The sequence below is a fragment of the Oryzihumus sp. genome (genome assembly GCF_054325275.1).
The window spans coordinates 82,264-95,015 of sequence record NZ_JBTCWL010000004.1 but is presented as its reverse complement, the minus strand read 5'-3'; the positions used below and the strand labels follow the sequence as shown (position 1 = coordinate 95,015).

Genomic DNA, 12,752 nt, shown 5'->3' with positions numbered 1-12,752 from the left:
CCCCCCCCCCCGTCGACGGTGTGCCCGGCCGGCCGGGCGAGCCGGACCGGCCGGTGGTGGGTCAGGCCGCGTGGACTGCGACCGGGGCCTCGGCTCCGTCGGCCGCGAGCCGCTGGTGCTTGATGTTGAGGCCGATCACGGTGATGACGGCGCCGCCGAGGATCATGCAGGCCGCGACGACGAAGGCCCGGGTCGAGCCGTAGGTCTGCGCCGCCAGTGCGATCTCGTGCCTGGCCTGGGCCATGGCCTCCGGGGACGGCTGCTGGCCGGTGCCCCCCTTGGCCTTCATGGCCGCGGCGAGCTCGAGCGCCCGCTGCGTGCCGTTGGAGGCCGCGACCGTCGCCAGCGTCGCCAGCCCCAGCGTGCCACCGACCTGCTGCATGGTGTTCAGCACCGCCGAGCCCACGCCCGAGTCCTTCTTGGCCACGCCGGCCACGGCGGTCAGCGTCAGCGGCACGAAGGTCAGGCCCATGCCGAACGACAGCATGAGGATGAACGGCAGCAGCCCGGTGACGTAGTCGCTGGTGACGGTCAGGTGGGAGAAGCCCCACATGCCGCCTGCGGCCAGCAACGTGCCGGCGCCGGCGATCCAGCGCGGGTCGACCCGGTTGATCAGGCGCGAGGCGATCTGCGCGGCAATGACCACGCCGAAGCTGAACGGCAGGAACGCGAAGCCGGTCTTGACCGGGGAGTAGCCGAGCACCTGCTGGATGAACAGGCCGAGGAAGTAGAACATCGAGAACATCGCGGCACCGACGACGAGCATGACCGTGAAGCTCACGCCACGGGTGCGGTCGGCGAGGATGCGGAACGGCAGCAACGGGTGCTCCGCGCGCCGCTCGATGACCACGAACGCGGCCAGGAGGGCCAGGCCGACGACGATCGGCCCGACGGTCAGGGCGTCGCCCCAGTGGTGCGGGGGAGCGGCGTGGGTCAGGCCGTAGACCAGGGAGCCCAGGCCGAGGGTGCCGGTGAGCGCGCCGGGGATGTCGAAGGCTCCGTGCTGACGCGGGGACTCGCCGAGGAACCGCGGGGCAAGCAGGGCCACCACGATGCCGATCGGCACGTTGACGAAGAAGGTCCAGCGCCAGGAGGACTCGGTGAGCACGCCACCGAGGATGAGCCCGACGGCGGCGCCGGCCCCCGACATCGCGGCGTAGACCGCGAACGCCCGGTTGCGCGGCGGGCCGGCGGGGAAGGTGGTGGTGATCAGCGCCAGTGCCGTGGGTGAGGCGATGGCCGCGCCGAGGCCCTGCAGGGCGCGCGAGGCCAGCAGCATCGCCTCGTTCTGGGCGAGGCCACCGAACAGCGAGGCCGCGGCGAAGATCAGCACGCCGATGACGAACATCCGGCGGCGCCCGAGCAGGTCGCCCAGGCGACCGCCGAGCAGCAGCAGCCCACCGAAGGCCAGGGTGTAGGCGTTGACCACCCAGGACAGGTTGCTCGCGGTGAAGCCGAGGTCGGTCTGGATGTGGGGGAGTGCGATGTTCACGATCGTGCCGTCGAGCACGACCATGAGCTGCGCGGCGCTGATGATCGTCAGCGCGAGGCCGAGGTGCCGGTGACCGTGGTCCCCGGCGGCAGCCTGGCCTGGGGTGACCGCCTCCGCGGTCGTGTTGCTGGACATCTCGTGTCCGGTCCCTTCGTGAAAGTGGAAGTGGTTCAGCATCCCGCCGTGGTCTGACAGACCGCGGCCGGGAGGTCAGTGGTCGGCGAGGGTGGCCCGGCAGGCGGGCAGCACCACCTCGTCGACGATGCGGGCCACGTGGTCGCGGGTGACGCACGTGCCGAAGACGAACATCTCGTGGGTGCCCATCGAGGGCAGGATCCGCGCCAGGAAGCCCAGGTCGGCGTCGGGACCGACCTCGCCGCGCTCGCGGGCCCGCTCGAACGCCACGACGGCGGCGTCGAGCTTGGGCCCGATGAACCGCTCCCGGAAGGCGCGGCCCAGGTCAGGGTCGCGGTGCAGGGCCGGCACGAGCGCACCGATGATGCCCACGAGCATCTCGTCGGTCAGGCCGCCCTCCCCGCAGGCCAGCGCGAGCAGGTCCTCACGCAGGCTGCCGGTGTCGACCGGGTGGCGCCCCTCCAGCCGCTTGAGGTGCTTGAGCGTGTCGATGACCAGGTCGGCCTTGCCGGCCCAGCGGCGGTAGAGCGTGGCCTTGCTCGCCTTCACCGCCGCCGCGATGGCGTCGAAGGTGAGCCGGTCGTAGCCCTGCTCGACCAGCAGGCGGGCGGTGGCGTCGAAGATCTCGACCTCGCGCTCGCCCTCGACCCGCGGTCGGGTGGCGGCGGCTTGTGGGGTCATCGGTGGTGCGTCCTTCGGGTCGTGTGCCGGTGGTCGGCCGTGGATGAAACGAAACAGTTTCGTTTCATCCGGCACTGTAGGTCGCCCCTGCGGCCCGCACAACCGCTTTTCACGGGTCTTCCCGGGCGGAATCCCGCCACCACCGTCAGTGTTGAGATGCTTGAGACAGCAACACATCCGAGGCAGCACCGCCACAGTGACGGGACCACACCCGCTGCCACGCTTCCTGACGAAAGGCGAGTCCGTGCAGAACCCGTCCGAGCTCTACCGGTTCGAGACCGACACCGACCCGCGCGACCTGCGCGCGTCCGTGCTCCTGGTCTCGCTCGGCGGCTTCGTCGACGCCGGGCAGACCCAGCGCCTGCTCACCGAGCACGTCCTGGAGTCCCTCGACCACACCGTCGTGGCGTCCTTCGACGTCGACCAGCTGCTCGACTACCGCGGCCGCCGCCCGGCCATGACCTTCGACCGCGACCGCTGGTCCGGCTACGCCGACCCCTCGCTGGTCCTGCACCGGGTCGTCGACGCCGACGGCGTGCCGTTCCTGGTCCTCGCCGGCCCCGAGCCCGACTACCAGTGGGAGCGGGTCATCGAGGCCGTGCGCCAGCTCGTCGTCCACCTCGGGGTGACGCTCACGGTGAGCGTGCACGGCATACCCATGGCCGTCCCGCACACCCGCCCGATCGGCATGACCCCCCACGCCACGGACCCGCGGCTGATCGGCGCCCACGACCCTGTCTTCGGCACCGTCCAGGTGCCCGCGAGCATCACCGCGCTGCTCCAGCTGCGGCTGGGGGAGGCCGGCCACGACGCGCTCGGCTTCGCCGTCCACGTGCCGCATTACCTCGCCCAGTCCGAGTACGCCGACGCCGCGCTCACCGGGCTCAACGCCGTCATCGCCGCGACCGGCCTGGCCATCCCGACCGAGGGCCTCGCGGCGGCGGCCGGCCTCAACCGGGCCGAGATCGCCCAGGAGATCGCCGGCTCGGAGGAGGTGGCCCAGGTCGTCGAGGCGCTCGAGCGCCAGTACGACAGCTTCATCCAGGGCCGCCAGCGCCCGAGCCTGCTCGCGACCGATGTCAGCGAGCTGCCCACCGCCGACGAGATCGGCGCGGAGTTCGAGCAGTTCCTGCGCACCCAGGCCGAGGACGACGAGGACTGAGACCTGGTCAGCAGACAGGTCAGCCCCGGGCGCATCACGCCCGGGGCTGACCTGTGGGTATGCCGGGTGGCTCAGACCCGCGCGTAGCGCGCCCGCGCGAAGCTGTAGACGGCGTAGGCCGCGAAGCCCAGCGAGATGACCGTCAGCAGGCCGGGGCCCATCGGCTGCGCGCGCAGGACGTGCAGGGCGCCGTCGAGGCCGGTCGCCTTGCCGGGGCTCTTCTGGGCGCCGGCGACGACGAAGAGCAGGCCCACGATGACCAGGGCGATGCCCTTGGCGACGTAGCCGATCTGTCCGGCGCGGACCGCGACGGTCCCCGGGTGCTCGACCAGGTCCCGGAGGAACTTCTTCCTGGCGCCCTTGACCACGTGGTAGACGCCGACGCCGACGACGACCAGGCCGACCACCATGACCAGGGTGCGCCCGCCGCTGCGGCTCATGAGCGAGGCGGTGAAGTCGACGGTCTGCTGCTTGCCGCTCTTGCCCACCTGGCCGCGGGCGAAGGCGAAGCTGGTCCACGCGAGCGCGGCATAGACGACAGCCTTGGCCAGCGCCTTGGCCCGCTCACCCCACTTGCGGGCGCCGGCGCCGTGGTAGCCGCCCACGGCCTCGGTGACCTGCCACAGGGCCAGGCCGAGGAAGCCGACGACCGCCACCCACAGCGTCAGCTTGCCGACGCCGTTGCCGGCCAGCGACTGCAGCGCACCCGACTGGTCGGCGGACTGCGCGGTGCTGGACCAGGCCAGCTGCAGGCCGATCCAGGCGATCAGCAGGTGCATGACCCCGCTGACCGCGTAGCCGACCCGGGCCATGCCCTCCACCACCGGGTGGTCGCCGGCCTCACGGGCGGCCAGCTTGACGTCCCTCATCTCCACGGGGTCTCTCCTCCTGCTGTGCCGGACGCCGGACGGTCATGCCTTGGCGTCGGACCACCGGGCAATGACGCTGGTGTCCGCGACGAACTGTACGGCCGATGAGCCGGTCCACCGTCGTGCGCTTGCAGTGAGCACCTCGTCCACCAGATGGGCGACCTGACCGGCCTTCTCCTGCGGCACGTGCAGGAGCACCTCGTCGTGCAGGCAGAGCACCACCTCGGCGCCGAGGTCGCGCACGGCCAGCCGCAGCGTCGCGACCCACGCCTTGAACAGCTCGGCCGCAGCCCCCTGGATGACCGCGTTGCGGGCGAAGCGCCCCCGCGCCGCGGTGGCGGCGCCGACCGCCGAGGCGGGCAGGTCCGGTGGCAGCTGCCACATCGGCACCCGCCGACCCCCGAAGGTGCGCACCGCGCGCCCGGCCAGCCCCTCGGCATACGCGCGCTCGAGGTAGGCCATGGCCACGGGGTAGGCGCGCTGGAGGTCCTTGAGCGCCTCGCCGGCAGCGCCGCTGGTCTGGCCGTACATCGCGGCCAGGACCGCCACCTTGGCCACGGCGCGCTCGACGCCGAGCGCCTGGGCCACCGGGGCGTAGAGGTCGGCGGCCCGGGTGGCCTCGGCGAACGCCCGGTCGCCGGAGACCGCGGCCAGCACGCGCGGCTCGATCTGCCCCAGGTCGGCCCGGACCAGCACGTGCCCGGGGTGGGCCGCCACGGCCGGCCGCAGCGGGGTGGGCAGGTTGTGCAGGCCGTTCTGCGCGGTCATCCGTCCGGCCGCGCCGTCGCAGGCGGTCCACCCGCCGCGCAGCCGGTCGTCCGGCCCGACGTGGGTGTCCAGCCACGTCCAGCCGTAGGTCGTGGCGATCCGCTCGGCCTTGCGCCAGGCCAGCAGCGCGTCGACCAGGGGGTGCACGCCGCGGTAGGGCTCCAGCCGCCAGGCGCGCGTGTCGGGCACGACCACGCCCACCGAGGCGAGCAGCTCGCGCACCTGCACGGGGTTGCGCAGGTCGGTGGACTCCCGGCCGGGGGCGTGGGCCAGGACCACGGCGTCGCGCTCGCGCCGCAGCTGGCGGGCGTGCTCCTCGGAGCGGGGGCGCTCGCCCGCGGCCGCGGTGATGAGCTCCTCGACGCGGGCCCGGTCCAGGGGCAGCCCGTCGAGCTCGAGCTCGACGCACAGCAGTGCCGCGGCGGACTCCGAGGTGGCCGTGCCCACCGGGCGGGGGCCGCCCTGTGCCAGCAGCTCCCGCTGGCGCGAGGAGGTCTGCAGTGCCGCCCGTGCCAGCGACAGCGCCCGTTCCGGGCAGGTGAGCCAGCCGGGCTCGAGGGCCTCCGGTCGCAGGTAGCCGTCGGGGCGCACCGCCGAATCGGGGTCTGCGGCATCGTCGGTGGCGACGAGGTCGAACAGGTCGCCGCCGGCCGGGCGGGGGAGGGCCTCGACGTCCAGCCCAGCGGCGACCGCCCAGGCCCGGTCCGCTCCGGCCGCCCAGCCCCCGGCCAGCACGCGGTGGGCCTCGGCGACGTCCCAGCACCGCTGCGGCCGTATGCCGTGTGCCACCAGGGCGCGGCCGTCGCCGCCGGCCGCCCACCAGGTCCACCGCGGGTGGCGCTCGGCCTCGAGCGCGGCCACCCGGTCGCGCACCTGCTCGGGGCTGCCGCTCAGCTCGACCCCGTCGCCGGACAGGGCCGCCACGTCGGGACCGAACACGACGGCGACGTGCCCCGGGGCGTCGGCACGTTGGCCTGGGGCGGGAACAGAGCTCACCCTTCCATCCAACATCAGGCCAATGACAGTCAAATCTTGGTCAAGAGGTCTAGCCGCAAATCGGGACAAAGTGCCACGCTGCGCCGGGCCTTCACGAGAGGGCACCTCGCTGCGTCGCTTGGAGCGTCCTGCATGACCTCGCACTACGAGTCCCGCCCCGGCTTCTTCCGCCGTCACCGCCTCGGTGAGGCCCTCCTCGCCCTGACCCTCGGCGCCAGCACCCTCGGCGGCCTGGCCCTGGCCGCGCCCGCGGCCGCGGACGGTCCCGGGTCGGGCACCCCGTGGGTCGTCACGGTCGGCGACAGCTACATCTCCGGCGAGGCGGGCCGGTGGGCGGGCAGCTCCAACAACAGCGAGACGCCGGCCGACGCGCTCGGCTCCACGGCCTACTTCGACAACGCCAGCAACACCGCCGAGCAGATCCCCCGGTGCCACCGCAGCAAGGCCGACGAGGCCTACATCGGTGGTGGGGTCAACGGCATGGACCTGGCCTGCTCCGGCGCGCGCACGACGACGTTCACCGACAGTGACGGCTACTTCAAGCCGGGTCTGGACTTCGCCGACAACGGGGCCGGCCAGCAGGGCCAGGCCAGGATGCTGCAGACCTTCGCCACCGGCCACAACGTCAAGATGGTGGTCGTCGGCATCGGCGGCAACGACTTCAACTTCGGCTCGATCGTGCAGCAGTGCGTGCAGGACTTCCTGGCCTCCCCGTCCTGGGCGCCGGACTACTGCAACGACGACTCCTCCGTGACCTCGAACTTCACCTCCGCCAACGTCAGCGCGATCCAGTCGCGGATCGTCACCGGGCTGCAGAACGTGCGCACCGGGATGCGCAACGCCGGCTACGCCGACGGCTCCTGGACCATGCTGGTGCAGACCTACCCCTCGCCGATCCCGCCGTCCTCGGCCTTCCGCTACTCCCAGACCGGCTACACCCGCCAGTCCACCGGCGGCTGCGGCTTCTGGAACAAGGACGCCGACTGGGCCAACACCTCGGCCCTCGCCACCATCAACGCCACGGTGCGCAACGCGGTCGCCGCCTCCGGCGTCACCGGGGTGCGCACCCTCGAGCTGGCCCCGGCGCTCAACGGCCGCCGGCTGTGCGAGAACACCGTGGGACTGTACGAGGAGAAGGGCCTGTCCTCCTGGACCCAGCCCGGTGCGGTCGACCAGACCGAGTGGGTCAACCAGATCCGCACCGTCTCCACCGCGGGCAGCGACTACTACATCCAGGAGAGCCTGCACCCCAACTACTGGGCCCAGATGGCGCTGCGCAGCTGCGTGCGACAGGCTTACAACGCCGGTATGCCGCGCGGCGGCACCTGCTCCATCGCCGGCACGGGCCTGGTGGCCGGTGAGCCACGGATGACCCTGCAGTAGCAGCCCCCTCGGGGGAGGGCTGCGTCCCGGGAGCGCGTCTCGACAAAGGGGTGTGGCATGTCTGAGCAGATCCAGGACCGGGCGCTCGTGGCCGGTCAGCGGCGCCGGGCGGTGCTGGCCAGCACTGTCGGCACGACCGTGGAGTGGTACGACTTCTTCCTCTACGGCACGACGGCGGCGCTGGTGTTCCCGTCGGTGTTCTTCCCCGACAGCTCGACCTACGCCGGGGTCCTGGCGGCGTTCAGCACCCAGTTCGTCGGCTTCGCCGCCCGCCCGATCGGGGCGGCGATCTTCGGCCACTTCGGTGACCGGGTGGGGCGCAAGGCCACCCTCGTCACGACGCTGATGCTCATGGGGGTCGCCACCTTCCTCATCGGCGTCCTGCCCAGCCACGCCCGCATCGGCCTGGCCGCCCCGGTCATCCTCACCCTGCTGCGGATCGTCCAGGGCATCGGCGTGGGCGGCGAGTGGGGCGGCTCGGTGCTGATGTCCATGGAGTGGGGTGCCAGGGGTCGACGCGGCCTGATGGCCAGCTGGCCGCAGCTCGGTGTGCCGATCGGGCTGCTGCTGTCCACTGGCATGGTCAAGCTGATGACCTCGGTGACCGGGGACAGCTTCGAGACCTGGGGCTGGCGGGTGCCGTTCCTCGTCAGCATCGTGCTGGTCGGCATCGGGCTCTACGTGCGGCTCCGGGTGCTGGAGAGCCCCGAGTTCGCCCAGGTCCAGCGCAGCGAGGACGTCGTGCGCCAGCCGGCCTGGGAGGCGATCAGGCGGCACCCCCGCGCGATCCTCGCCTCGGCGTTCGTGCGGATGTCGGAGCAGGCGCCGTTCTACCTGTTCATCACCTTCGTGCTGACCTACGGCACCAAGGAGCTCGCGCTGGACAAGGGTGACCTGCTCAACGACAGCCTGCTCGCCGCGGGGCTCGGTCTGGTCAGCGTGCCGTTCTTCGGGCACCTCTCCGACCGCCTGGGGCGCAAGCGCGTCTACGGCGCCGGCATCGTCTGCACGGCGCTGTTCGCCTTCCCCTACTTCGGCCTGCTCAACACCCGATCCGCTGGCCTGGTGCTGCTGGCCATCGTGGTCTCACTGGTGGTCCACGACATGCAGTACGGCCCGCAGGCGGCGCTGATCGCCGAGAGCTTCGGCACCAACGTCCGCTACAGCGGTGCGGGGATCGGCTACCAGCTCGCCTCGGTCGTGGCCGGGGGCCCGGCGCCGCTCATCGCGGCCGCGATCCTGTCCTCGACGAAGTCCAGCACGGGGATCAGCTGGTACATCGTGGGCTGCTGCGTGGTCTCCCTCGGCGCGCTGGCCCTCATGCCGCGTCGGCGGCACGAGGACCAGCAGCAGGCGCGCGAGGGTCAGGCGGCGGACTTCAGCCGCACCTGACGCTTGATCCGGCTGAGCATGGCGACCATGCCCCGCAGCCGCAGCGGGGACACGGCCTCGGTCAGGCCGAAGCGGTAGGGCGCGTCGTCGGGGACGGCGAGCACCTCCGGGACGGTCAGGCCGTCGAGGCCCTCGTGCAGGATGCCGGCGAAGCCACGGGTGGTCGGGGCCTCGGCGGGTGCCTGGAAGAACAGGTGCACCCGCCGGTCCCCGGCTGACCCGTCCACGGCGTCGTCGAGCTCGACGACGAGGAACAACGGCGACTGGCACTCGTCGACCTGCTCGAGCTTCTCCGGGTGCCCGACGTAGCGCTCGGGCAGGTCGGGCAGGCCGTCGCTGAACTCCAGCAGGAGCTCGAGCCGGTCGCGGACGGGGACCGAGGAGAAGTCCTCGGCGATCTCGGCCAGGGCCGTGGGCAGGGCGGCGCGGTCGGTGTCGGTGCTCACGCTCACAGTGTGCGTCAGCCCCGCGTCACTTCTCGACGGGCACGCGCACCGCGTTGCCCCACTCGGTCCAGGACCCGTCGTAGTTGCGGACCTTCTCGAAGCCGAGCAGGTGGGTCAGCACGAACCACGTGTGCGAGGAGCGCTCGCCGATGCGGCAGTAGGCCACCACGTCGTCGGTGGGCTTCAGGCCCTGCTCCTTCAGGTAGATCGCCTCGAGGTCGGCGCGGTTCTTGAACGTGCCGTCCTCGGCCGCGGCCCGGGCCCACGGCACCGACTTCGCGCCGGGGATGTGGCCGCCGCGGACCGCGCCCTCCTGCGGGTAGTCGGGCATGTGCAGCAGCTCGCCGGAGTACTCCCCGGGGGAGCGCACGTCGACCAGCGGCTGGCCCAGGTGGGCGAGGACCTCGTCCTTGAAGGCCCGGATGACGCTGTCGTCGCGCTCGATGACGGGGTAGTCGACCGGGGCGGGCGTCGGCACGTCGCGGGTCAGCTCGCGGCCCTCGGCGATCCACTTGGCGCGGCCGCCGTCGAGCAGGCGCACGTCCTCGTGGCCGAACAGGGAGAACACCCACAGGGCGTAGGCGGCCCACCAGTTGTTCTTGTCGCCGTAGATGACCACGGTGGTGTCGCGGCCGATGCCCCGCTGGCCCAGGACCTCGGCGAAGCGGGCACCGTCGACGTAGTCGCGGGTCAGCGGGTCGTTGAGGTCGTTGTGCCAGTCCACCTTGACCGACCCCGGGATGTGGCCGGTGTCGTAGAGGAGGACGTCCTCGTCGGACTCCACGACGACGAGGCCATCCTGCCCGAGGTGGTCGGCGAGCCACTGCGTGGACACGAGCCGCTCGGGGTGGGCGTATTCCTTGAACTGCGGGTTGTCGTCGATGGGCAGAGCCATGACAGGCACCTCCGGGATGTCGGTGGGCGGACAGGTCGACGCGGGAGGGGGAGCCCCTCGGCCCTCATCGTGTCAGGGCAGAGCAAGCCTTCCGGAGGATGGTTCGGATTATGGACAGCATAACGCTGAGTTATGGTGAAGCGAAGGCCTCGACCGCCTCGATGACGTCGGCCTCGGCCGGTGACTTGTCCGGCCGGTGCCGCACCACGCGGGCGAAGCGCAGGGCCAGCCCGGCGGGGTAGCGGCTCGAGGCCTGCACCCCGTCGAAGGCGATCTCGACGACCACCTCGGGGCGCAGCCGCACGACGTAGCCGTCGGTGGGTCCATCGGCGTGGCGGGGGAGGACCTCGGTCTGCCATCGCAGCATCTCGTCGGTGAGCCCCTTGAACGTCTTGCCCAGCATGACGAAGCCCCCGGGCGGGCCGAACCGGCCGTGCGGGTCGCGGGCGCCGAGGTGCAGGTTGCTCAGCCACCCCGACCGGCGGCCCGAGCCGCGCTCGACCGCCAGGATCACCAGGTCGAGGGTGTGCACCGGCTTGACCTTGACCCAGCCCGAGCCGCGCCGGCCCATGTCGTAGGTCGCCGTGTCGGCCTTGACCACCACGCCCTCGTGCCCGCGGGCCAGCGCGTCGTCGGCAAACGCCCGGGCCGCGGCCACCTGGGCCGGGTCGCCCGGGTCGGGCACGGCCAGGCGCGGGGTGAGCAGCCCGCCCGGGACGGCCTGCTCGAGCGCCGCGCGGCGCACGTCGCCGGGCTCGTCGATGAGGTCCTGCCCCTGCAGGTGCAGGACGTCGAACAGGTATGCCGTGAGCGGGGTGGTCCGCCGGCCCGCCTCGGGGTCCACCCGGCTGGCGGTGCGGCCCCCGGTCTCCTGGAACGGCCGCGGCCGGCCGTCGGGACGCAGCGCGATGAGCTCACCGTCGAGGATGGCCCGGTCCAGCGGGAGGGCGGCCACGGCCTCGACCACCTCCGGCACCCGGTCGGTGATGTCCTCCAGCGACCGGGTCAGCACCCGCACGTCGGAGCCGTCGCGGTGCAGCTGGGCGCGGATGCCGTCGAGCTTCCACTCCACGCCCGCGGGGCCGGTGCGCTCCAGGGCGGCACCAAGGTCCTTGCCCGAGGCCGCCAGCATCGGCCCGACGCCCTGCCCGACGGTGAGGCTGAACCCGGCCAGGGCCGCGGGTCCCCGGATCAGGGCGGCCTCGGCCACGGCGGCGAGGCTGCCGCTCACCGTCACCGCGCGCCGGACCTCCGTCTCGGGCGCGCCCGCCGCCCGGGCGGTCGCCGCGAGCACGAGCGACTCCCCGGCGCCCTGGCGCAGCCCTTCGCGCAGCACGCCGACGAGGAACACCTGCTCGGCCGCGGTGAGCCGGCCGAGCAGCGCGGCCACCAGCTGTGCCCGCGCCGTAGCCGAGCCCGGTCCGGAGAGCTCGCTGGCCCGTTGCATGGCGGCGTCGAGCTCGCCGACCGTGACCGTGGCCACCGGTGCGGCCTCCGGCAGGTCGCGCCAGCCGGCGAGCTCGATGCCGGTGCGCCGCTGGCGCAGCTGACCGGAGACCAGGCGCGCCACCACGGCCACGTCGGGTGCAGGGGTGCGGCCCAGCAGGTCGGCCAGAAGCCCCACCTTGGCGTTGCGCGACGCCGTGGCGGCCACGGCGGCGGACGTGGCGACCACCTCGGCGAGCAGCATGAGCCCATGCTGGCAGGATGGTCCGACAGTCGACGTGAGGAGACCAAGTGGGCATCTTCGACAGGGACAGCAGCATCGGCACCGCCGGAGGCGAGGTGGTCCTGCCGGCCGGGACGCCCGAGCCGGTGGTGGACGAGCACGCCCTCGGCAGCACCGCGGCACGGATGGTCGAGCGGCTGCTCGACGTCGGGATCGACGGCAAGGGTCCGTTCGACTCGGCCCAGAAGGTCGCCGACGTCGCCCTGACCGACCACGCCGACGTCGAGGGTGCCGTGGACGCGATCGTGCGCCTGCACCTGAAGATGGGCGCGGCCGGCGGCTTCGTCACCAGCCTCGGTGGTTTCGTCACGCTCCCGGTCGCCCTGCCGGCCAACGTGCTCGAGTTCTACCTCGTCGCGACGCGCATGGTCGCCGGGATCGCCTCCGCCCGGGGCTACGACATCCGCCAGCCCGAGGTCCGGTCGGCGGTCCTGCTGGCGCTCGTCGGCGCCGACGCCGACGACCTGCTGTCCAAGGCCGGCCTGACCAAGACCGGGCGCCTGGCCAACCTGGCCGCGCAGCAGCTGCCGGGCCCGGCCCTGATGGTGGTCAACAAGGCGGTCGGCTTCCGGCTGCTGACCCAGGTGGGCAAGAAGACCCTGACCCGCTTCGGCAAGGCGGTGCCACTCGTCGGCGGCGTCGTCGGCGCCGGCCTGGACACCTACCTGCTCAAGCGGATCGCCGACCACTCCCGCCACGAGTTCCCGCGCCGGTCCCGCCAGCTGGGCTCCTGAGCCGCCGCGAGAGGTGGTGCCGGAACCGCCGCCCGCAGCCACTCGTCATACCGGCACCGTCCCCCCACCG

General features: G+C 72.7%; 11 protein-coding genes. 4 read left to right on the top strand and 7 right to left on the bottom strand.

Going from position 1 to position 12,752, the window contains the following annotated elements; translation table 11 throughout:
- Positions 1–61 precede the first annotated feature (61 nt).
- On the bottom strand, positions 62–1,627 hold the full coding sequence (locus ACXVGS_RS01800; RefSeq protein ID WP_458531887.1) for an MFS transporter: 1,566 nt from the start codon (positions 1,625–1,627) through the stop codon (positions 62–64).
- A gap of 75 nt (positions 1,628–1,702) precedes the next feature.
- Complete coding sequence (locus ACXVGS_RS01795) at positions 1,703–2,308, bottom strand: TetR/AcrR family transcriptional regulator (protein WP_458528016.1); 606 nt, start codon at positions 2,306–2,308, stop codon at positions 1,703–1,705.
- 244 nt (positions 2,309–2,552) lie between these two features.
- Between ACXVGS_RS01795 and ACXVGS_RS01790 the strand changes: the two genes are divergently transcribed.
- Positions 2,553–3,470 (top strand): proteasome assembly chaperone family protein, encoded by a 918-nt coding sequence (locus ACXVGS_RS01790; protein ID WP_458528017.1) that lies wholly within the window; start codon positions 2,553–2,555, stop codon positions 3,468–3,470.
- 71 nt (positions 3,471–3,541) lie between these two features.
- Here ACXVGS_RS01790 and ACXVGS_RS01785 read toward each other — a convergent pair whose 3' ends face one another.
- Complete coding sequence (locus ACXVGS_RS01785; protein WP_458528073.1) at positions 3,542–4,339, bottom strand: DUF1206 domain-containing protein; 798 nt, start codon at positions 4,337–4,339, stop codon at positions 3,542–3,544.
- Positions 4,340–4,381: 42 nt separating this feature from the next.
- Positions 4,382–6,103, bottom strand: a complete 1,722-nt coding sequence (locus tag ACXVGS_RS01780; protein WP_458531888.1) for a DNA polymerase — start codon at positions 6,101–6,103, stop codon at positions 4,382–4,384.
- 132 nt (positions 6,104–6,235) lie between these two features.
- On the opposite strand from ACXVGS_RS01780, the gene ACXVGS_RS01775 reads away from it, so the two are divergent.
- Together ACXVGS_RS01775 and ACXVGS_RS01770 are read left to right on the top strand one after the other, a co-directional pair.
- Positions 6,236–7,486 carry a hypothetical protein gene (locus ACXVGS_RS01775; protein ID WP_458536568.1) on the top strand — a complete coding sequence of 417 codons (1,251 nt, stop codon included), beginning with the start codon at positions 6,236–6,238 and terminating at the stop codon, positions 7,484–7,486.
- Between the two features lie 57 nt (positions 7,487–7,543).
- Positions 7,544–8,878, top strand: a complete 1,335-nt coding sequence (locus ACXVGS_RS01770) for an MFS transporter (RefSeq protein WP_458528020.1) — start codon at positions 7,544–7,546, stop codon at positions 8,876–8,878.
- On the opposite strand, the gene ACXVGS_RS01765 is transcribed toward ACXVGS_RS01770, so the two are convergent.
- From ACXVGS_RS01765 to ACXVGS_RS01755, 3 genes are all read right to left on the bottom strand, one after another.
- Positions 8,851–9,324 (bottom strand): SufE family protein, encoded by a 474-nt coding sequence (locus ACXVGS_RS01765; protein WP_458536567.1) that lies wholly within the window; start codon positions 9,322–9,324, stop codon positions 8,851–8,853. The two genes, ACXVGS_RS01770 and ACXVGS_RS01765, sit on opposite strands and share 28 nt — an antisense overlap.
- A 25-nt stretch (positions 9,325–9,349) precedes the next feature.
- A complete protein-coding gene (locus tag ACXVGS_RS01760) occupies positions 9,350–10,219 on the bottom strand; it encodes a sulfurtransferase (RefSeq protein ID WP_458528022.1) in 870 nt (289 codons plus the stop codon).
- A gap of 130 nt (positions 10,220–10,349) precedes the next feature.
- On the bottom strand, positions 10,350–11,909 hold the full coding sequence (locus ACXVGS_RS01755) for an ATP-dependent DNA ligase (RefSeq protein ID WP_458533705.1): 1,560 nt from the start codon (positions 11,907–11,909) through the stop codon (positions 10,350–10,352).
- Between the two features lie 47 nt (positions 11,910–11,956).
- On the opposite strand from ACXVGS_RS01755, the gene ACXVGS_RS01750 reads away from it, so the two are divergent.
- Positions 11,957–12,682: an EcsC family protein gene (locus ACXVGS_RS01750; RefSeq protein ID WP_458533704.1), complete on the top strand. Its 726-nt coding sequence runs from the start codon at positions 11,957–11,959 to the stop codon at positions 12,680–12,682.
- The last annotated feature ends 70 nt before the right edge of the window (positions 12,683–12,752 follow it).